This window comes from Lysobacter avium (assembly GCF_015209745.1).
Classification (GTDB): Bacteria; Pseudomonadota; Gammaproteobacteria; order Xanthomonadales; family Xanthomonadaceae; genus Novilysobacter; species Novilysobacter avium.
In genome coordinates, this window is the sequence record NZ_CP063657.1 from 210,840 (window position 1) to 229,252 (window position 18,413).

Below are 18,413 nucleotides of genomic sequence, written 5' to 3' on the forward strand. Positions count from 1 at the left end.
GGTGGGTGCCGGCGCATGGGCGGCCGGGCTGGTGATGGCGTGTGATGGAAGCACGTCCGGCAAGCGTAGCGCGGCGTGCGCGACGCTGTTGTCAGCGTGCATGCGTTAAACTGGGGTGTTTGGCGGGCGCTATCAAGCCCGCACGCTGCGGTCAGGGATGAAACTGGCCGACCCCGGCAGTCTGCAAGCCAGCTGCCATCCACGCAAGCGCAGCTCCCTGCGCGCGATCTCCCGGACCCCTATGACCGACCGCCCGAGCGACAAGCCACTTACCGACATCACCTTTGACTCATTCGACCTGCATCCGCGCCTGCTGGCCGGGCTGGAGCTGGCCGGATTCACCCGCTGCACCCCGATCCAGGCGATGAGCCTGCCCGTCGCGCTCAAGGGCGGCGACGTGGCCGGCCAGGCGCAGACCGGCACCGGCAAGACCCTGGCGTTCCTGGTCGCGACCATCAACCGCCTGCTGACCAAGCCGGCCCTGGCCGACCGCAACCCTGGCGATCCGCGCGCGCTGATCCTCGCGCCGACCCGCGAGCTGGCGATCCAGATCCACAAGGATGCCGTCAAGCTGGGTCCCGAGGTTGGACTGACCTTCGCCTTGGTCTATGGCGGCGTGGACTACGACAAGCAGCGCGAACTGCTGCAGAAGGGCGTTGACGTGATCATCGCCACCCCAGGCCGGCTGATCGACTACGTCAAGCAGCACAAGGTGGTGAGCCTGCACGCCTGCGAGGTGTGCGTGCTGGACGAGGCCGACCGGATGTTCGACCTGGGCTTCATCAAGGACATCCGTTTCCTGCTCCGGCGGATGCCGGCCTGCACCGAGCGCCAGACGCTGCTGTTCTCGGCCACGCTCAGCCACCGCGTGCTGGAGCTGGCCTACGAGCACATGAACGAGCCGGAAAAGCTGGTGGTGGAATCGGAATACATCACCGCCTCGCAGGTCCGCCAGCTGCTGTATTTCCCCGCCGACGAGGAGAAGATCCCGCTGCTGCTGGGCCTGCTGTCGCGCAGCGAAGGCGCGCGCACGATGGTGTTCGTCAACACCAAGGTGTGGGTCGAGCGCGTTGCGCGCGCGCTGGAGAAGGGCGGTTACCGGGTCGGCGTGCTCTCGGGCGACGTGCCGCAGAAGAAGCGCGAGTCGCTGCTGGCCAAGTTCCAGAAGGGCCAGCTCGAAGTCCTGGTCGCCACCGACGTGGCCGCGCGTGGCCTGCACATCGACGGCATCAAGTACGTCTACAACTACGACCTGCCCTTCGACGCCGAGGACTACGTCCACCGCATCGGCCGTACCGCGCGGCTGGGTGAGGAGGGCGACGCGATCAGCTTCGCCTGTGAGCGCTACGCGATCGGCCTGCCGGATATCGAGGCCTACATCGAACAGAAGATCCCCAGCGCCCGCGTCGAGCCGGAGCTCCTGATACCGCTGCCGCGGCCGGTGCGTGAAAAGGTCGCCGGTGAGGAAGAGGAGAGTGTCGGCGCGATCTTCAAGGAAGCGCGCGAGGCGCGTGCGGCCGAGGAAGAGCGTCGTGGCGGCGGTCGCAGCCGCAGCGGCGAGGGCGGAGGGCGCGGAAGTGCCGGGCGTCGCGAAGGCGGCCCGGCGACGCCGCGACGTCCGCGCAGGGAGCATCCGCAGGGCAGCGGTGCGGCGCCGGCTCCAGCCGCTGGCGACAACGTCGCGGCCGCCGCTGCCACCGTGCCGGCACAGGCCGCTGCCGTCACCGCCGCTTCGAGCAGCGGGACGGCAGCGCCAGGCACCGAAGCGGGTGCCGGCACCGGCAGCGAACCTGCGCGTGCGCCGCGCAAGCGTCGCCGGCGTCGGGGTGGCCGCAAGATCGAGGGGCAGCCGGGCGAGGCTGGCCAGCAGGCGCAAGGATCGACCGGCCCGGCCAAGGCGCCGCGCGCGCAGTCGCAACCCTCGCAGCGATCAGACCGATCGCAGCCATCCGTCGCTGCTGCCACTGCCGCCCGGCCGGCTGGCTCGGCCCCGCCGGCACAGCCCAGGCCGGCAGTGCCCAACGGCGAGCGCAAGCTGCACCAGGTGCCGGCCAACAAGGCTGCACCGAGGCCGGGCGCCGCCGCAGGCAGTGCGCCCAAGCCGGGCCTGCTGGGTCGCATCGGCAAGCGCCTGAAGTCGCTGGTCGGCGGCGACTCCTGAGCCGGAACTGATCACCGGCCTGCGCGCGGCGTTTGCACGCCCGCGCAGATCCGGGTGCGGACACCGCGCGGCGCTGGCCATCGCGGGGTGCGGCGTCGATACTTGCCAACGATGAACCGGATGGGGCCGCGATGAGCGTTCTGCGCTTCGACAATGTCAGCAAGCACTACGACGGCGGCCGCAAGGCGCTGGAGGATGTCAGCTTCGAGGTTGCCGCAGGCGAGATGCTGTTCCTCACCGGCCACTCCGGCGCCGGCAAGAGCACGCTGCTGAAACTGATCCATCTGGCCGAGCGGCCCACCCGCGGGACGGTGCTGTTTGGCGAGCGCAACCTGCAGCGCGTGCGCGGACGCAAGGTCGCGCTGCATCGCCGCGGCGTCGGTGTCGTCTTCCAGGACCACCGGCTGCTGGCCGATCGCAGTGTCGCCGACAACGTCGCCCTGCCGCTGTTGCTGCAGGGCCTGCGCCGGCAGGAAATCGTCAAGCGCGTGCGCGCGGTGCTCGACCGCGTGAGCCTGGGCGCCCGGGCGCAGGCGCTGCCCTCACAACTGTCCGCGGGCGAGCAGCAGCGTGTCGGCATCGCGCGTGCCATCGTCGGCGAGCCGCCCCTGCTGGTGGCCGACGAGCCGACCGGCAACCTGGATCCGACCCTGTCGGCGGAAATCATGACCCTGTTCGAGTCGCTGCCCGAGCGCGGCACCAGCGTGCTGGTCGCCAGTCACGACCTGGCCCTGGTCAAGCGGATGCGCAAGCGCGTGCTGGTGCTCAACCAGGGCCAGCTGGTGGACGACATCGATCCGGAGGACCTGGCCGAATGAGCACATCGATCGCCAGCCCGGTGCCGGTGCGCCGCAGCGGCCCGGGCGCCTGGTTTGACCATCACATCTACAGCCTGGTGGCCAGCCTCGGCCGGATGGCGCGCAAGCCCTGGTCGACCGCGTTGACCATCGGGGTGATGGCGCTGGCCCTCGCCCTGCCGCTGGGGCTGTGGTCGGCCTTGGCCAACGTGGAGCGCTTCGCCGGTGACGTGCAGGAAGCCCGGCAGATCAGCGTTTTCCTCAAGACCGGTACCAGCGAGGCGGATGCCGGCGCGCTGGCTGAATCCCTGCGCTCGCGCGCCGACGTGGCGGCGGTGGACTGGCGCAGCCCCGATCAGGGCCTGACGGAGCTGCGTGGCGTGCCCGGCCTGGGCGAGACCATCGATGCACTGGACGCCAACCCGCTGCCGCACCTGCTGGTGATCACCCCGGCGCAGGACGAAGTCGCGCTGGCCTCGGCGCTGGCGCAGATGCCACAGACCGACCTCGTCCAGCACGACGCCGCCTGGCGCGAGCGGCTGGACGGCTGGCTGCGCTTTGGCGGGCGGCTGGCGTGGGTGCTGGCGGCCATGCTCGGGCTGGGCGCGCTGCTGGTGGTCGGCAACACCGTGCGGCTGGACATCCAGCAGCGCACCGGCGAGATCGGCATCCTGCAACTGCTCGGCGCGACCGATGGCTTCATCCGCCGTCCATTCCTCTACCTCGGGCTGGGCTACGGATTGCTGGCCGGCGCGTTCGCCCTGGCAATGCTGACCGCCGCCGACGCCGCCCTGCGCCCGCCTCTGGCGGAACTGGCGCGCAGCTACGGCAGCGACTTCGCCCTGCGCGGCTTCACGGCCCTCGAGGCAGGCGGGGTGCTGGTCTGCGCCGCGATCCTGGGCTGGCTGGGAGCGTGGCTGGTGACCGGTCACTACCTGCGCCAGACCCGGCCGACCGACACATGAGCGTCCCAGGCGCCCCGGCCAATGTGGACAAGCTGCGGCACATGGCGGGAACCGCGCCGCGGGTGATGGTGGTCGACGGCTCGCGGGTCGTGCGCCGTATGATCGGCGATGTCCTGAGCCGCGAGTTGCCCGATGTCCGCGTGGTGCCGTGCGCGGGTATCGCCGAGGCGTCCCGGGCGCTGGCCGAAGGTCCGGTGGACCTGGTCACCACCTCGCTCGCGCTGCCCGACGGCGACGGCATCGACCTGGCGCGCGCGGTCCGCGACGCGGCCGGGCAGAGCTACGTTCCGGTGATCGTGGTGTCCGGCGACGCCCAATCGCACCTGGAATCGCGCCAGTTCACCGAGGACGTCACCGACTACTTCGACAAGTCCCTCGGCCATGCCGCGCTGGCGACTTTCATCCGCGGCTACGTGCAGCCCGAACCGGTGCCCGGCGCCCGCGTCCTCTACGTCGAGGACAGCCGCGTGGTCGCGTTGGCGACCAAGCGCATGCTTGAGCGCCAGCAGCTGGAAGTTACCCATTTCACTGGGGTCGAGGAGGCACTGGAGTATCTGGAGGCGCACCGCGGCCACGCCGATCCAGGCACCAACCTGGTGCTGACCGACGTCTACCTGAAAGGCGAGCTGGAGGGCAGCGACCTGCTTGACCGGATCCGCAACGACTTCGGCTACGGCAAGCGACGGCTGCCGGTGCTGGTGATGACCGGCGATGCAAACGCCGACAACCAGAGCGCGCTGCTACGCGCGGGCGCGAACGACCTGGTGCTCAAGCCCATCGAGGAGCGCCTGCTGATCACCAAGACCCTGTTCCAGCTGCGGTTGGCGAAACTGGCCTGAGGCTTCGGCTGTGGTTCAGCGAAATCACGATCGACTCATGCCGGCGATGCAAAGATTTCCGGCATGCAGAAAGCCAATTCCGCACAGCCAAAATTCGTCCAGCGCGAACGCCTGACGACCCACCAATCACACCCGGACTGGGACATCCTCATCGGCGACGGCCCGGTGATTGCCACCGCGATCCATGACGGCCATGCGATGCGTCCCTCGCTGGAGCCGCACCTGGCCCTGGGCGCCGAGGACCGGCGGCGCGAAGAAGACCCGCTCACCGGCGTACTGACCTCGGTCGGCGACGTGCGCATCCGGGTGGACACCTCGCGCTTCCAGGTCGACCTCAACCGCCCGCGCGACAAGGCGGTGTCGAATGATCCGGCCGATACCTGGGGCCTGCAGGTCTGGCACGCGCCCTTGCCCGCGCACGAAATGCAACGTTCGCTGGCCGGCCACGATGAGTTCTACGCCACCGTGACCGAGCTGATCGACCGCATGCTGGAGCGCTGGGACGCGCTGCTGCTGATCGACATCCACAGCTACAACCACCGCCGCGACGGCGCCGACGCGCCGCCCGCGCCGCAGGCCGGCAATCCCGACATCGAGCTGGGCGTGACCACCCTGGACCCCGACCGCTGGGGCCACGTGGCCGACCGATTCGCCGAAGTGCTGCGCCAGCACCCGATCGCCGGGCGCGAGCCGGACGTGCGCGAGAACGTGCGCTTCCCCACCGGCGGGCATTTCCCCGAATGGGTGTATGCCACCTGGGGCGAACGGGTCTGCACCATCTCGCCGGAATACAAGAAGCACTACATGGACGAGTGGACCGGCCTGGCCGACATCGCCGTGTTGGAGCAGTGCCGCCGCGGCTTGGCCAAGGCCGTCGCCGCGGTGCGGCCGGAGTTCCTAGCATGCCGGTGAGCGCAGCAGCCAAGCGACCCGAGCCGGTCCCGATGCGACCCCTGCCGCCGATCGCCGCCCGGGTCGATGCCGCGCTGGCGCGTATGGACGGCGAGGTCGACTGGCTTCTGGCGCTGTCGCCGATCGGCAACGACGCGCTATGGGAGGCGTTCCAGGACAGCGGTCGCACGCAGATACCCCCGCTTCAGTACATCGATCTGGAAACCGACCTCGCCGCCGCGCGCGCGCGGCTGCAGGCGCTGCCGGTGCAGGACATCGAGTCGCCACTGCTGTCGGGCCTGCTGGCGGAGAAGCAACGCGAACTGGAGCGCCAGATCGAGCTGGTTCGGCTGCGCGGCACCGACGGTTTCATCAACGCCAGCCTGGACCTGTTCGGCGGCGTGGAGCCGCGGCTGCTGAAGCTGGCCAACCAGATCCTCGAGGAGGTCGAGCTGGGCGAGGGCCTGCAGGCGGATGCCGGCATCGACGAGGTCATGGCGGCGGTCGAGGACGAGCTGGCCTGGTATGCCGGACAGTCGTCCGATTTCCACGCCGACGTGGTGGTGGATACCGACCTCAACTCGCTGATGATGGTGTCCCACGGCACGTTCTACATCGACGGCAACCTGCGCATCCCGCGCGCGCGCATCCAGCCGCTGATCCAGCACGAGATCGGCACCCATGTGGTGACGCGACACAACGGTCGTCGCCAGCCCCTGAAGCAGCTGGAGGTCGGCCTGGCCCAGTACGACCCGCTGCAGGAAGGTCTGGGCGTGCTGGCCGAATACATGGCCGGCTACCTGCCCGCCGAGCGCCTGCGGGTGCTCGCCGCGCGCGTGGTCGCGACCGACATGGCGATCCACGGCGAAGGCGTGCCGGCGATCTTCGACCTGCTCCACAACACCCACGGCATGCCCACCGACGACGCCTTCGACGTCGCCGTGCGTGCGCTGCGTGGCGGTGGCCTGACCAAGGACGCGGTGTACCTGGGCGGGCTGCGCGACCTTCTCGATTACCTGCACGACGGCGGCGCCTTCGAGCCCCTTTTCATCGGCAAGTTCGCCCTGTCGCACCGCGTGGTGCTGGACCAGCTGGTCGAGGCGGGATGGGCGTGCGCGCCGGACCTGCTGCCGCGTTACACCACGTGGCCGGACGCCGAAGCGCGCCTGGTGCGTTGCCGCAAACTTCCCGTAAACCAGCTTTTCCAGAAGGAACCCGCCGCATGACTCCCCCGCTCAACCAGATCAAGCTCGGCTTCGTGGTCAACGACGTGGCTACCGAACAGAACAACTACACGACCATCCGCCTGGCCCGCACCGCGATCAATCGCGGCCACGAGGTCGCCCTGATCGGGCTGGGCAATTTCATCTACGACGCCAACGGCACCATCCGCGCGATCGCCCACGTGCCGCAGCACAAGCACTACGAAGACGACGACGCGCTGCTGGCCGACCTGCAGGGTCCGGATGCGCAGACCGAGCGCATCTCGGTGGAGGAGCTCGACGTCCTGCTGCTGCGCAGCGATCCGGCCGAGGAGCTCAGCGACCGTCCGTGGGCCCCCAACAGCGGCCTGCTGTTCGCCCAGCTGGTCACCCTGCGCCACGTGATCGTCCTCAACGACCCGGCCCACCTCACCGATGCGTCCAACAAGACCTATTTCCAGCACTTTCCCGAGGAGGTCCGACCGGTCACCTGCATCACCCTGGACGCCGACGAGATCAAGGCGTTCATCGCCGCCCACGACGGTTATGGGGTGATCAAGCCACTGCAGGGCTCGGGTGGCCAGAGCGTGTTCGTGGTGACGCCCGAGAGCGCCGGCAACCTCAACCAGATGATCGACGCGGTGACCCGCGACGGCTACGCGATCGTGCAGGAGTACCTGCCCAAGGCGGTCGACGGCGACCTGCGCCTGCTGACGCTCAACGGTCGTCCGTTGCAGGTCGATGGCCACTACGCCTGCTTCCGCCGCTTCAACGACAGCGGCGACGCGCGCAGCAACATCAGTGCCGGCGGCAAGATCGAGATGGCCGTGCCGGATGCCGATGCCCTGCGGCTGGCCGAGATCGTCGGCCCCAAGCTGATGCGCGACGGCATGTACCTGGCCGGCCTGGACATCGTCGGCGACAAGATGATGGAAGTGAACGTCGACACCCCCGGCGGCATCAACATGGCCGAGGAACTGACCGGCGCGGACTTCAGCGGCTTTATCATCGAGGATCTCGAACGCAAGGTGCGGCTGCGCGACCAGTACAAGCGCACCCTGACCAACACCGAACTGGCGATGATGTAACCCACCCAAGGCATGGCACACGACAATCCGATCCGGCTGGAGGGCTCGTGGCGCGAGCGCGTCGGCCATTACCTGTCACGCGAGGACATGCAGGCGCTGGCGGTCTTCCTGCGCGAGCGGCAGGGCGCGGGGGCACGAATCCATCCGCCGGCGCGGGAGATGTTCGCCGCCTTTGAGGCCACGCCGTTCGACGACGTCCGCGTGGTCATCCTCGGCCAGGATCCGTACCACGGTCCCGGCCAGGCCCACGGCCTGAGCTTCTCCGTCCGCGCGGGCGTGGCGGTGCCGCCCTCGCTGCGCAACATCTACAAGGAGCTGGAGCGTGACCTCGGGATGGCCCCGCCTTCGCACGGTTGCCTGTTGCCATGGGCTCACCGCGGCGTGCTGCTGCTCAACGCGGTGTTGAGCGTGGAGGAGTCAAGCCCCGGGGCGCATGTCGGCAGAGGCTGGGAAGGGTTCACCGATCACGTCGTGGAAACCCTGGACCGCGAGCGCGAGGGCCTGGTGTTCCTGCTCTGGGGGGCCTACGCGCAGAAGAAGGGTGCGATCATCGATCGTCAGCGGCACAAGATCCTGCGCGCGCCGCATCCCTCGCCCCTGTCGGCCCATCGTGGATTCATCGGTTGCGGCCACTTCTCGGCGGCCAACCAGTACCTGGTCCGCCGCGGCGGAGTGCCGATCGACTGGTCGCTGCCCGATGTCGCGTCATTCGGTGCATCCGAACGCGCGGATTGAACGTATAAAGCTGTATCAAGCAGCCGCTCACCGTCCTGCCAGCAGGATGCTGCGAACTTAACGGCGGTTTAGTTGTCCTACCTTGCAACTGCTAAAATAGGCGCCATGACCCAGATGACCACTGCCAACGCACTTATTCCCAACAGCCTGCCGGTTCCCAGCGCGCTGGGATCGCTTGATGCCTATATCGGGGCGGTCTACCGCATCCCGGTGCTCAGCGTGGAAGATGAGCAGGCTCTGGCACGCCGTTTTCTCGCCGAGGAAGACCTCAACGCCGCCCGCGAGCTGGTGCATTCTCACCTGCGCTTCGTGGTGCACGTGGCCCGCGGTTACAATGGTTACGGGCTGCCGCTGGGTGATCTGATCCAGGAAGGCAACATCGGCCTGATGAAGGCGGTCAAGCGTTTCGACCCCGACCAGGGTGTCCGCCTGGTCAGCTTCGCCGTGCACTGGATCCGTGCCGAGATGCACGAGTTCATCCTCAAGAACTGGCGCATCGTCAAGGTCGCCACCACCAAGGCCCAGCGCAAGCTGTTCTTCAACCTGCGTCGCAGCAAGAAGCGCCTGGGCTGGATGAACGCCGAAGAGGTCCGCGTGGTCGCCAACGACCTGAACGTCTCCGAGCGTGAGGTGCTGGAGATGGAGTCGCGCCTGTCCGGTCGCGATATCGGCTTCGACGCCCCCGAGGGCGATGACGACGATCGCGCGCCGCCGTCGCCGGTCGCCTACCTGCGCACGCACGACGAGGACCCCTCGCAGATCTACGAGCGCGAGAGCGTGGAAGACCATCAGGTTGGGCTGCTGCACGAAGGCCTGGCCAAGCTGGACGAGCGCTCACGCGACATCGTTGCCCGCCGCTGGCTCGGCAACGAGAACAAGGTCACGCTGCAGGAGCTGGCCAACGAGTACGGCGTGTCCGCCGAGCGAATCCGCCAGATCGAGGCCAACGCGCTGAAGAAGATGCGGGTGCTGTTCGCCGCATAACGCGCGCAGCCGTTTTCTTGCTCTATCGTCACGGCCCGGGAAACCGGGCCGTTCGCGTTGAAATCCACTGATTGGTGGCAGACGCATGGCACGTATGGGCGGCGCTGGCGCGCGGAAGCCGCCCGGACCGAAGCTGCGCTACGCTTGCAGCAGACTTTCCTGGAGCAAGCCATGGCGATGATTTCCGATGAGCGGCGCATCGCGCTGCTGGTGGACGCCGACAACGCGCCGGCGGCGAAAATCGACGTCATCCTGGCCGAGGTCGCCCGCCACGGCGCGGCCAACGTGCGGCGCGCCTACGGCAACTGGAAGAGCCCGCACCTGAAGGGCTGGGAGGCGTGCCTGCACGAGTACGCGATCCGCCCGATCCAGCAGTTCGCCTACTCCAGCGGCAAGAACGCGTCCGACATGGCGATGGTGATCGACGCCATGGACCTGCTGTATGCGGGCACCCTGGACGGCTTCGCGATCGTCTCCTCGGATGCCGACTTCACCCCGCTCGTTATGCGCCTGCTGACCGACGGGGTGAAGGTCTATGGTTTCGGCGAGAAGAAGACCCCGCTGCCCTTCGTCAACGCCTGCTCGGTGTTCACCTACGTCGAAGCGCTGGGGCCGCAGGACGATGCCGCCGATGCCGCCGACCAGCCCGTGCGCGCGCGCAAGGACCGCGCCGAGTTGCGCCAGGACACCCGTCTGGTGCAGATGCTGCGCAGCGCTGTCAGCGCGGTCGCGGGTGACGACGGCTGGGCGCACCTGGGCCCGGTGGGGAGCCAGATCAACAACCAGGCCTCGTTTGACCCGCGCAACTATGGTTACTCCAAGTTGAGCGAGCTGGTGGCGGCGACCGACCTGTTCGAGGTCAAAAAGGAAGGGCTGACCCTGTATGTGCGCGCGCTGCCCAGCGGCGGCGGCGGCAACGGCAACAAGCCGGGCGCGGGCAAGGGTTGAATCACCGGTTGGCCGCGCGGTCCCGGCAGCGGCCATGGATCAATGCGGTGGCGGCTCAGTAAAGGTCCACTGGATCCACGTCCAGTGACCAGCGCACCTTGCGCGCTGCGGGGCTCGCGCGGATGACCGGCAGGGCCGCCTGCAGAACCCGGTGCAGCCGAACGCGCGCGGTCGCTGACAGCAGCAACTGGCTGCGCTGGTAGCCCGCACGCCGCGGCATCGGCGCCGGCAAGGGGCCGCTGAGTTCCAGCGCCGGTGCGTCGGCGCGCGAAGCGCGGTCCGCATCCTCCAGTGCGCGGCGCACCACCAACAGGAAGGCATCGGCCACCTCCGCCTGCTTGGCTTCGGCACGGAACATGGCCAGATGCGCGAACGGCGGAAACACCGCGGCCTCGCGCTGCTCCAGCTCGATGGCGGCGAAGGCGCCGTAGCCGCCGTTCAAAAGGCTGTCCAGCAGCGGGTGCTCCGGGTGGTGGGTCTGCAGCACGACCTGGCCGGCGCGGTTGGCGCGGCCGGCCCGGCCGGCGACCTGGATCAACAACTGGGCGAGTTTCTCCGGCGCGCGGAAATCGGCACTGAACAGGCCCTCGTCGATGCCCACCACCGCGACCAGGGTCAGGTTGGGGAGGTCGTGGCCCTTGGCCAGCATCTGGGTACCGACCAGGATGCCGCGGGTATCACCGAACTGTGCCAGATGCGTTTCCAGCGCGTCGCGCCGGCTGGTGGTGCCACGGTCGATGCGCAGCACAGGGACGTCGGGGAACCGCTCGCGCAGGAGCTCCTCAATGCGCTCGGTGCCCGCGCCCTGGGACTGCAGGGCCAGCCCGCCGCAGTCGGGGCAGGCGTTGGGCGTCGGCCGGCGCGCGCCGCAGTGGTGGCACTGCAGACGCCGACCGCCGGCGTGGACGGTCATCGCGGCATCGCACTGGCGGCACTGCGCGCTCCACCCACAGTCGTGGCACAGCAGTACGGGCGCGTAACCGCGGCGGTTCTTGAACACCAGGACCTGGCCATCCTTGGCCAGCGCCGCGGCCACGGCGTCGAGCAACTCCGGTGACAGCCCCGCCTGCAGCGGTCGCTTGCGCACGTCCAGCACGCGCACCGCGGGCGGCTGCGCATTGCCGGCACGGCGCGTCAGGCGCAGGTGCGCGTAGCGGCCGCAGACCGCGTTCTGCAGTGACTCCAGTGAGGGCGTCGCGCTGCCCAGCAGGATCGGCACGTCCAGCGCCCGGGCGCGCACCAGGGCGAAATCCCGGGCGTGGTAGCGGATGCCGTCCAGCTGCTTGAAGCTGCCGTCGTGCTCCTCGTCGATGACGATCAGGCCGGCGTCGGGCAACGGCAGGAACACCGCCGAGCGTGTCCCGACCACGACGCGCGCCTCACCGCGCAGGCACGCCGCCCAGGTCCGCGCGCGCTCGCCGTCCGACAGGCCGGAATGCAGCGCGTGCACGGGCACACCGAGGCGGGCGCGGAAACGCGCGAGCAGCTGCGGCGTCAGTCCGATTTCCGGCACCAGCACGAGCGCCTGCTTGCCGCGGGCCAGACAGTCCGCGATCGCGTGCAGGTAGACCTCGGTCTTGCCGCTGCCGGTCACGCCGTTCAGCAGGAACGGCGCGAAGTGCTCCCGCGCGGCGAGGACCGCATCCACCGCGAACTGCTGTTCTGCGTTCAGTTCGGGTCCCTGGCGGGGCGCCGGTGCGGATTGCGACGGCGGCACCGCGATCCGCTCCGCCAGACCACGCTGGGCGAGGGTTCGCGCCGCAGCGCGCCAGACGCCCGCGCCGGTGGCCGTGGCTTCCGCCTCGTCCGGATCGAGATCCGCCTCGTTTACCGCGCCATCCTGCAGCCGTTCGGCCAACATGCGCGGCCGGCCCGCGCGCATGTCGGTGAGCCCGGCGTGGCCGGCGCCGGTCAGCCGCCACGCCCAGTCGTGGGTGGCGGGCAGGGGCTCGCCGCGACGCAGCGGTCCCGGCAGCGCTGTCGCGAAGATCTCTCCCAGTGGCGCATGGGTATAGCGGCCCAGCCATTGCAGCGATTCGAACAGTTCCCCTGCAAACAGCGGCTGATCATCAATGATCTGCAGCGCCGGCTTCAGGCTCGAGGTATCGATATCGGCGATCGCCGGGAGTTCCACCACCACTCCCACCACCTCCCGCGAGCCGAATGGCACCCTGACCCGGCTCCCGACCTGGACCACTTCGCCGTCATCGGCTGGCAGGTAGTCGAACAGGCGCGGCAGCGGCACGGGTACGGCGACGCGCAAAATACGGTTTTCGGGACGGCGATCGGGCATCGCGCCAGTCTATCGGGCGCCCCCGACCTTGGTGCCGGAAAGCTGGGGTCGAGTTGCAGGCCATTGCTGCCCGGAAAATCACGAAGTGTGCGCAAGTCACGGTTTTTGCAGGAGATTGATCCTTATCCACATCTGCTGTGGATAAGTCTGTGCATGGACGCTTGGCAAACGTGCGTGAGGCTGAGCCCACAAGCCCTCGCCTTGCGTTGGCCAAAAAAGTACCAAACGACAAAAATCGATAGAAATCAAACTCTTGGCCGTGAAACATTGCAATGCCGACGCTGGATATGGCAGCCAAATCCTGTCTCTGGCCCGCCATCGCGCTGCTGTGCACAACCGATTCGCCCCGCAACCCGCGTCACGCTTTGTTCACGGGCTGTTTATCGAATTGTCAAGCGTCCGGGGAGGGGTCTTGGATCGTTATCATGGCGCCATGCCAAGGCCCTTTCGATGACAGATCCAAGCGCCGTGCCGGGTGCCCGTTCAGTCTCCGCAGTGACGCCGGGCGCCCGTGCTCCGGCGGCGCTGGCCGCCTTCCTGCGCGGTGTCGAGCGGCGCGGCGCTGTGCTGGCCGAGTTGCAGTGCGGCGATGCCACCACCGGCGATGCCGCGCTGGCCGACGCGATGCGCCAGTTCCGCCACCAGGCCGGGGCGACCGTCATGGACGACTGGCCACGCCAGTTCTGGGCGGTGCTGTTGGCCCAGCCGGCGCTGAAGCAACGCACCCCCGTCGCCATCGCGGTGGACGCCACCGATCGCCTCGGTGAGCTGGGCAGTGGGCCACGGGCGGCACTGCTGTTGCGACTGGCGGCCGGGCTGGACCAGGCGGGCGCAGCTGCGGTCCTGGGCGTTCGCACCCAGACCTACCGGCTGGCCCTGCAGCGCAGCCTCCCTCATCACCCCGATGGTCGCGCCGATCCGCACGCCTGGCAGGCGCTGCGGGAGCAGGTGCACCGCCGGATCAAGACGCTTCCGGGCGGACGGCTGGATCGTCTTGCCAAGGCACGCGAGGCCGCGCTGAGCGGCGGTTCGACCGCGACCGCCGCCGCTGTCGGCAGCGACAGGCCAGCAGCAATGCACGCGCGTCCCGCCTGGCTGATGCCGTTGCTGTGGTCGCTGCTTGCCCTGTGTGTTCTTGCGATGGCGCTGAGCTTTCTACCGTCGTCGCTGAAGCCAGGCGGCGCAGCGCGCTCCACCGATGCGAGTGGCGCACTGGACGAGCAGCCACCCGCGTCGCGCTACAGCGAGGAAGCAGCGGCGGTAATGCATCGGGATTTTGACCTGCTGGCCGATCCGCAGGGTGTGGCGGCGGCGGTCGACCTTCCGTTCCACGCCTGGCTTGCCGCCCGCGCGGATGAAATGCCGGCTTCCGATCCGGTGCGAGCCGAAGCCGAAACGGGCGCTGAGGCGATGGTCGACGACGTGATCGAAACGGCTGGCGGGGAGACTTCCGATGAGATCGACTAGCCGTCTTGCGTGGTGGGGCCTTCTGGCCATGGCGGCATTCACCGTGCAGGCTGCGAACCCGGCACTGGATGAGGTTTCCGGCGTGCTGCCACGGCTGCAACCCGATGCGCGCGCCGCACTGGAGCGGCGCGCTGCACAATGGGCCGAATGGAACCCCGGCCAGCGCGAGTCGTTCCAGCAACGCATGCAGGCGTGGGACGACCTCGCCCGCGGCGAGCGCGACGCCATCCGCGAGGGCTACCTGGCGTGGCAGGCGCTCCCGGCCAGCGAACGCGCCAGCATCGCGGCCGCGGCGAGCCGCTACCAGGCGTTGCCGGCCGGGGAACGCCTGGCCCTGCGCGATACCTACGAGGCGCTGGATGGCAGCGAGCGTCGCGGATGGATGTTGGGACCCGTACTGGGAAGCGACTATCCGGCCCTGCAGCCGTTGCTGGCGCAGGTGCCGGTCGAAGAGCACGCCGCGCTGCTGACGGCGTTGCGCGCGATGACCGCGCAGCAACGCCGTGACCTGGCCGTGTTGGTGCAGCGCAGTTCGCCGCAGGAGCGCGAGCGCCTGCGCAGTGAGCTGGCGACGCTGGAACCGGGTGGCATCGCCGCCTGGCTGTGGGAGCGGCTCGACCGCTGAGGCCCGCAGATCGTGTCGTTATCTCCCGATGCAATCCCCGTTGCAGCCTTGCCGTCGGCGCGCCTTGCGACCGAGGTCGGCCGCACCGGCCTGCTGGCCGCGCCGCTGGTGCTGGGCCATGTCTCCACCGGCCTGATCGGCTTCGTTGACAGCGTGATCGCCGGCCACCACGGCACCGCCACTCTCGCCGCGGTCTCGGTCGGCACGGCGCTGTTCTGGCTGCCGATGATGGTGCCGATGGGGACCTTGATGTCGCTGCCGCCGGCGGTCTCGCAGCTGGACGGCAGCGGTCGTCGTGACGAGATTGGCGCCCTGTTCCGACAGGCCTTGTGGCTGGCCCTGGGTCTGGGGCTGGCACTGTTCGCATTTCTCAGCGTCGCCGGGCTCGCCCTGGAACCGATGGGGATCGCTCCCGGCATCCGCGATGGCGCGCGCGACTTCCTCCACGGCATCCGCTGGGGCGTACCGGCGCTGACGTTCTACCTGTGCATGCGCTACCTCTGCGACGGCCTGCACTGGACCCTGCCCACGATGCTGTTCGGCTTCGGTGGACTGGTACTGCTGGTGCCGTTGGGCTTCGCCCTGACCTACGGCGTTGGCGGAATGCCGGGCCGCGGCGCGGGCGGGCTGGGAGTGGCATCGGCGCTGATGATGTGGGCCCAGGCGCTGGCGTTCATGCTCTACCTGCGGCGTGCGCGCCGTTTCGCCGGCTTGCGTCTGTTCGCCCGCTGGGACGCCCCGCAGTGGGTACCGATCCGCAGCCTGCTGCACACGGGCCTGCCGATCGGGGTCACCGTGGCGATGGAAGGCGGCCTGTTCATCACCACCGCGCTGCTGATCGGCCGACTCGGCGAGGTGCCGGTGGCGGCGCACCAGATCGCGATCAATGTTGCGAGTCTCTGCTACATGATTCCGCTGGGCCTGGCCGAGGCGACCACCGTCCGGGTGGGACACGCCGTGGGCCGCGGCGATCCGACCGCCGTGCGCCGCGCGGCCTGGGCGGGTTTCATCATCGTGCTGGGCACCCAGGCGCTGTCGGCGCTCGCCCTGCTGCTGGGCAACCAGGTGGTGGTGGGCTTCTATACCGGCGATGCTCAGGTCGCGGCGCTGGCAGCCGCGCTGCTGCTGTACGCCGCGGCGTTCCAGTTCCCCGATGGCATCCAGGTCATTGCAGCCGGTGCGCTGCGCGGTCTGCGTGATACCCGGGTGCCGATGCTGATCGCCGCGTTCGCGTACTGGGGCGTGGGCATGCCGCTGGGCGCGGTGCTGGGCCTGGGCGTCGGCGGGCTGACCCCTGCGATGGGCCCGCGCGGGATGTGGCTGGGTCTGATCGGCGGGCTCTGCGTGGCCTCGGTGCTGATGGGCTGGCGCTTCTGGCGGTCCAGCCGCGACCGTCACCTGCGCGCCCTGTTGCCGGGCGCGAGTACGTTGCCGGGGTGACCAATGGTGGATGTATACCGCCGCCCCAGCGGTTACCCTCGCAAAATCGTCATGGAGTGTCTGCAATGAACCAGGTCCAGCGCCGCGGCCCGATCGCGCGTTTCTTCATCGGCTTGTGGGACGCGATGAATTTCACCCGCCGGTTGATCTTCAACCTGCTTTTTTTCGCCTTGCTGTTCATTATCCTGGCAGCCATCGGCAGCGGCGATCGCACCGAGCCGCTGCTGGAGCGCACCACCCTGGTGATCGCGCCGGAAGGCCGGCTGGTGGAGCAGTTCAGTGCCGACCAGGCTACCCGCGCCTTTCTCAAGGCGATGGGTTCCAAGGGCGGTGAGATCCAGCTGCGTGACGTGGTCCGGACCCTGGACAGGGCCGGGGAAGACAAGCGCATCGAGCGCGTGGTCCTGCAGCTGGACCGGCTGTCCGGCGGCGGCATGGCCTCGCGCCGGGAAATCGCCGCCGCGGTGGCGCGCGTGCGCGCCGGCGGCAAGCAGGTGGTCGCCTTCTCCGAAGGCATGGACCAGTCCAACTACCTGATCGCCGCGGAGGCCGACGAGATCTACCTGGACCCGATGGGCGGGCTGTTGCTGGAGGGGCTGGGACGCTACCGCCAGTACTACCGCGAGGGGCTGCAGGACAAGCTTGGCGTGGACGTCCACCTGTTCAAGGTCGGCGAGTTCAAGTCGGCCGCCGAACCGTATGTGCTGGATGCCGCCTCGCCGGAGTCCAAGGAAGCCGACCTGTACTGGATGAACGACCTCTGGCAGCGCTTCCTGGCCGACGTCGGCCGCGCGCGCAAGCAGGATCCGGCGGCGATCGCCGCCGACATCAACCTGCTGCCCGAAGGCATTGCCGCGGTGAACGGCGATCTGGCCGAGTACGCGCTGCAGCACAGGCTGGTCGACGGCCTGAAGACGCGCGAGCAGGTGCAGGACGAACTGGTCGAGCGCGGCGTGGCCGATGCCGATGCCGAGGGCGGGTTCCGCCGCGTCTCGATGGACGGCTACCTGACCCATCTGGACACCGCGCGCAAGCTTTCCCCGGACCGCCGGCCGAAGGTCGCCGTCGTGGTCGCCGCCGGGTCGATCACCGGGGGCGACCAGCCGCCGGGCACGATCGGTGGTGATTCAACCTCCGCCCTGCTGCGCCAGGCGCGCGACGACGATGAGGTGAAGTCGGTCGTGCTGCGGGTCAACTCGCCCGGCGGCGAAGTGTTCGCCTCCGAGCAGATCCGCCGCGAGGTCGTGGCCCTGCAGGCCGCCGGCAAGCCGGTGGTGGTCTCGATGGGCGACCTGGCCGCCTCGGGCGGTTACTGGATCAGCATGAACGCCGACCGCATCTACGCCGACGCCTCCACCATCAGCGGCTCGATCGGCATCTTCGGCATGATCCCGACCATCCCGCGCGCGCTGGACAAGATCGGCATCCACACCGACGGCGTCGGCACCACCCCGCTGGCCGGCGCTTTCGACATCAGCCGGCCGCTGGATCCGGAGGTCGGAAAGGTCATCCAGTCGGTCATCGACAAGGGCTACCGCGACTTCATCGGCAAGGTTGCCGACGCGCGCGGCAAGCCGGTCGACGGCGTCGACGAGATCGCCCGTGGCCGCGTCTGGAGCGGTGCCCAGGCCAAGGACCGCGGCCTGGTCGACGAGCTGGGCGATCTCAAGTCGGCGATCGTGGACGCGGCCAAGCGGGTCGAGCTGGACGAGGGCGACTACGCGGTCACCTACGTGGAGAAGACCGGCACCCCGTTTGAGCAGTGGTTCGGCGGTTTCGCCGAAACCCGCCTGGCCGGCCTGCTGCTGCGCGATTCCGACATCGCCCGCGGGCTGGTCGCGCGCGCGCTGCCGGCCACCCGGGCCGACCTGAAGCTGCTGGAAGACGCCATCACCCCGACCGCGGGCGTGCCGGTGAAGGCGCTCGCCTACTGCTTCTGCGCGCTGGATTAATCGCTCCTGCGGTCATGAAGGCTTTC

The 18,413-nt window shown here is 69.0% G+C and carries 14 protein-coding genes and 1 pseudogene; 14 read left to right on the forward strand and 1 reads right to left on the reverse strand.

The window, feature by feature from the left end; all coding sequences use genetic code 11:
• Nucleotides 1-241: 241 nt before the first annotated feature.
• The 10 genes and pseudogenes from rhlB to INQ42_RS00985 all read left to right on the forward strand — a co-directional run.
• Nucleotides 242-1,927, forward strand: a pseudogene (gene rhlB / locus INQ42_RS00940) (ATP-dependent RNA helicase RhlB); the annotation flags it as partial.
• A gap of 365 nt (nucleotides 1,928-2,292) precedes the next feature.
• Nucleotides 2,293-2,979 carry a cell division ATP-binding protein FtsE gene (gene ftsE / locus INQ42_RS00945; protein ID WP_194034764.1) on the forward strand — a complete coding sequence of 229 codons (687 nt, stop codon included), beginning with the start codon at nucleotides 2,293-2,295 and terminating at the stop codon, nucleotides 2,977-2,979.
• An 8-nt stretch (nucleotides 2,980-2,987) separates the two neighbouring features.
• Complete coding sequence (ftsX, locus tag INQ42_RS00950; protein ID WP_407070788.1) at nucleotides 2,988-3,923, forward strand: permease-like cell division protein FtsX; 936 nt, start codon at nucleotides 2,988-2,990, stop codon at nucleotides 3,921-3,923.
• A gap of 41 nt (nucleotides 3,924-3,964) precedes the next feature.
• The gene (locus INQ42_RS00955; protein ID WP_407070789.1) at nucleotides 3,965-4,762 is read left to right on the forward strand and encodes a response regulator; all 798 of its coding nucleotides are present in this window, start codon (nucleotides 3,965-3,967) and stop codon (nucleotides 4,760-4,762) included.
• Nucleotides 4,763-4,825: 63 nt separating this feature from the next.
• Nucleotides 4,826-5,674, forward strand: coding sequence for an N-formylglutamate amidohydrolase (locus tag INQ42_RS00960; RefSeq protein WP_194034767.1), 849 nt, complete (start codon nucleotides 4,826-4,828; stop codon nucleotides 5,672-5,674).
• A 32-nt stretch (nucleotides 5,675-5,706) separates the two neighbouring features.
• The gene (locus INQ42_RS00965; RefSeq protein ID WP_194034768.1) at nucleotides 5,707-6,879 is read left to right on the forward strand and encodes a tyrosine/phenylalanine carboxypeptidase domain-containing protein; all 1,173 of its coding nucleotides are present in this window, start codon (nucleotides 5,707-5,709) and stop codon (nucleotides 6,877-6,879) included.
• Nucleotides 6,876-7,943, forward strand: coding sequence for an ATP-grasp domain-containing protein (locus INQ42_RS00970; protein WP_228064400.1), 1,068 nt, complete (start codon nucleotides 6,876-6,878; stop codon nucleotides 7,941-7,943). The genes INQ42_RS00965 and INQ42_RS00970 overlap by 4 nt, the downstream gene beginning before the upstream one ends.
• Nucleotides 7,944-7,955: 12 nt before the next feature.
• Nucleotides 7,956-8,678, forward strand: a complete 723-nt coding sequence (gene ung / locus INQ42_RS00975) for a uracil-DNA glycosylase (protein ID WP_194034769.1) — start codon at nucleotides 7,956-7,958, stop codon at nucleotides 8,676-8,678.
• Between the two features lie 114 nt (nucleotides 8,679-8,792).
• Entirely contained in the window at nucleotides 8,793-9,662 is an 870-nt protein-coding gene (rpoH, locus tag INQ42_RS00980) for an RNA polymerase sigma factor RpoH (RefSeq protein WP_407070790.1), read from the forward strand.
• Between the two features lie 171 nt (nucleotides 9,663-9,833).
• Complete coding sequence (locus tag INQ42_RS00985) at nucleotides 9,834-10,610, forward strand: NYN domain-containing protein (RefSeq protein WP_194034770.1); 777 nt, start codon at nucleotides 9,834-9,836, stop codon at nucleotides 10,608-10,610.
• A 55-nt stretch (nucleotides 10,611-10,665) separates the two neighbouring features.
• Here the strand turns inward: INQ42_RS00985 and INQ42_RS00990 are convergent, their stop codons facing one another.
• Complete coding sequence (locus INQ42_RS00990) at nucleotides 10,666-12,903, reverse strand: primosomal protein N' (RefSeq protein ID WP_194034771.1); 2,238 nt, start codon at nucleotides 12,901-12,903, stop codon at nucleotides 10,666-10,668.
• 450 nt (nucleotides 12,904-13,353) lie between these two features.
• Here INQ42_RS00990 and INQ42_RS00995 point away from each other — a divergent pair, with 450 nt between their 5' ends.
• The 4 genes from INQ42_RS00995 to sppA all read left to right on the forward strand — a co-directional run bounded on the left by INQ42_RS00995 (nucleotide 13,354) and on the right by sppA (nucleotide 18,387).
• Nucleotides 13,354-14,370 (forward strand): hypothetical protein, encoded by a 1,017-nt coding sequence (locus INQ42_RS00995; RefSeq protein WP_194034772.1) that lies wholly within the window; start codon nucleotides 13,354-13,356, stop codon nucleotides 14,368-14,370.
• Nucleotides 14,357-14,995 (forward strand): DUF3106 domain-containing protein, encoded by a 639-nt coding sequence (locus tag INQ42_RS01000; RefSeq protein WP_194034773.1) that lies wholly within the window; start codon nucleotides 14,357-14,359, stop codon nucleotides 14,993-14,995. The genes INQ42_RS00995 and INQ42_RS01000 overlap by 14 nt, the downstream gene beginning before the upstream one ends.
• 33 nt (nucleotides 14,996-15,028) lie before the next feature.
• Complete coding sequence (locus tag INQ42_RS01005) at nucleotides 15,029-16,435, forward strand: MATE family efflux transporter (RefSeq protein WP_228064464.1); 1,407 nt, start codon at nucleotides 15,029-15,031, stop codon at nucleotides 16,433-16,435.
• Nucleotides 16,436-16,500: 65 nt separating this feature from the next.
• The gene (gene sppA, locus INQ42_RS01010; RefSeq protein ID WP_194034774.1) at nucleotides 16,501-18,387 is read left to right on the forward strand and encodes a signal peptide peptidase SppA; all 1,887 of its coding nucleotides are present in this window, start codon (nucleotides 16,501-16,503) and stop codon (nucleotides 18,385-18,387) included.
• The last annotated feature ends 26 nt before the right edge of the window (nucleotides 18,388-18,413 follow it).

Coding starts and splice junctions, on each gene's coding strand:
- INQ42_RS00955 (WP_407070789.1), top strand. CDS start 3,965: ATGGCGGGAACCGCGCCGCGGGTGATGGTGGTCGACGGCTCGCGGGTC.
- sppA (WP_194034774.1), top strand. CDS start 16,501: ATGAACCAGGTCCAGCGCCGCGGCCCGATCGCGCGTTTCTTCATCGGC.
- INQ42_RS00970 (WP_228064400.1), top strand. CDS start 6,876: ATGACTCCCCCGCTCAACCAGATCAAGCTCGGCTTCGTGGTCAACGAC.
- ftsE (WP_194034764.1), top strand. CDS start 2,293: ATGAGCGTTCTGCGCTTCGACAATGTCAGCAAGCACTACGACGGCGGC.
- INQ42_RS00995 (WP_194034772.1), top strand. CDS start 13,354: ATGACAGATCCAAGCGCCGTGCCGGGTGCCCGTTCAGTCTCCGCAGTG.
- ung (WP_194034769.1), top strand. CDS start 7,956: ATGGCACACGACAATCCGATCCGGCTGGAGGGCTCGTGGCGCGAGCGC.
- INQ42_RS00965 (WP_194034768.1), top strand. CDS start 5,707: ATGCGACCCCTGCCGCCGATCGCCGCCCGGGTCGATGCCGCGCTGGCG.
- INQ42_RS00960 (WP_194034767.1), top strand. CDS start 4,826: ATGCAGAAAGCCAATTCCGCACAGCCAAAATTCGTCCAGCGCGAACGC.
- rpoH (WP_407070790.1), top strand. CDS start 8,793: ATGACCACTGCCAACGCACTTATTCCCAACAGCCTGCCGGTTCCCAGC.
- INQ42_RS01000 (WP_194034773.1), top strand. CDS start 14,357: ATGAGATCGACTAGCCGTCTTGCGTGGTGGGGCCTTCTGGCCATGGCG.
- INQ42_RS00990 (WP_194034771.1), bottom strand. CDS start 12,903: ATGCCCGATCGCCGTCCCGAAAACCGTATTTTGCGCGTCGCCGTACCC.
- INQ42_RS00985 (WP_194034770.1), top strand. CDS start 9,834: ATGGCGATGATTTCCGATGAGCGGCGCATCGCGCTGCTGGTGGACGCC.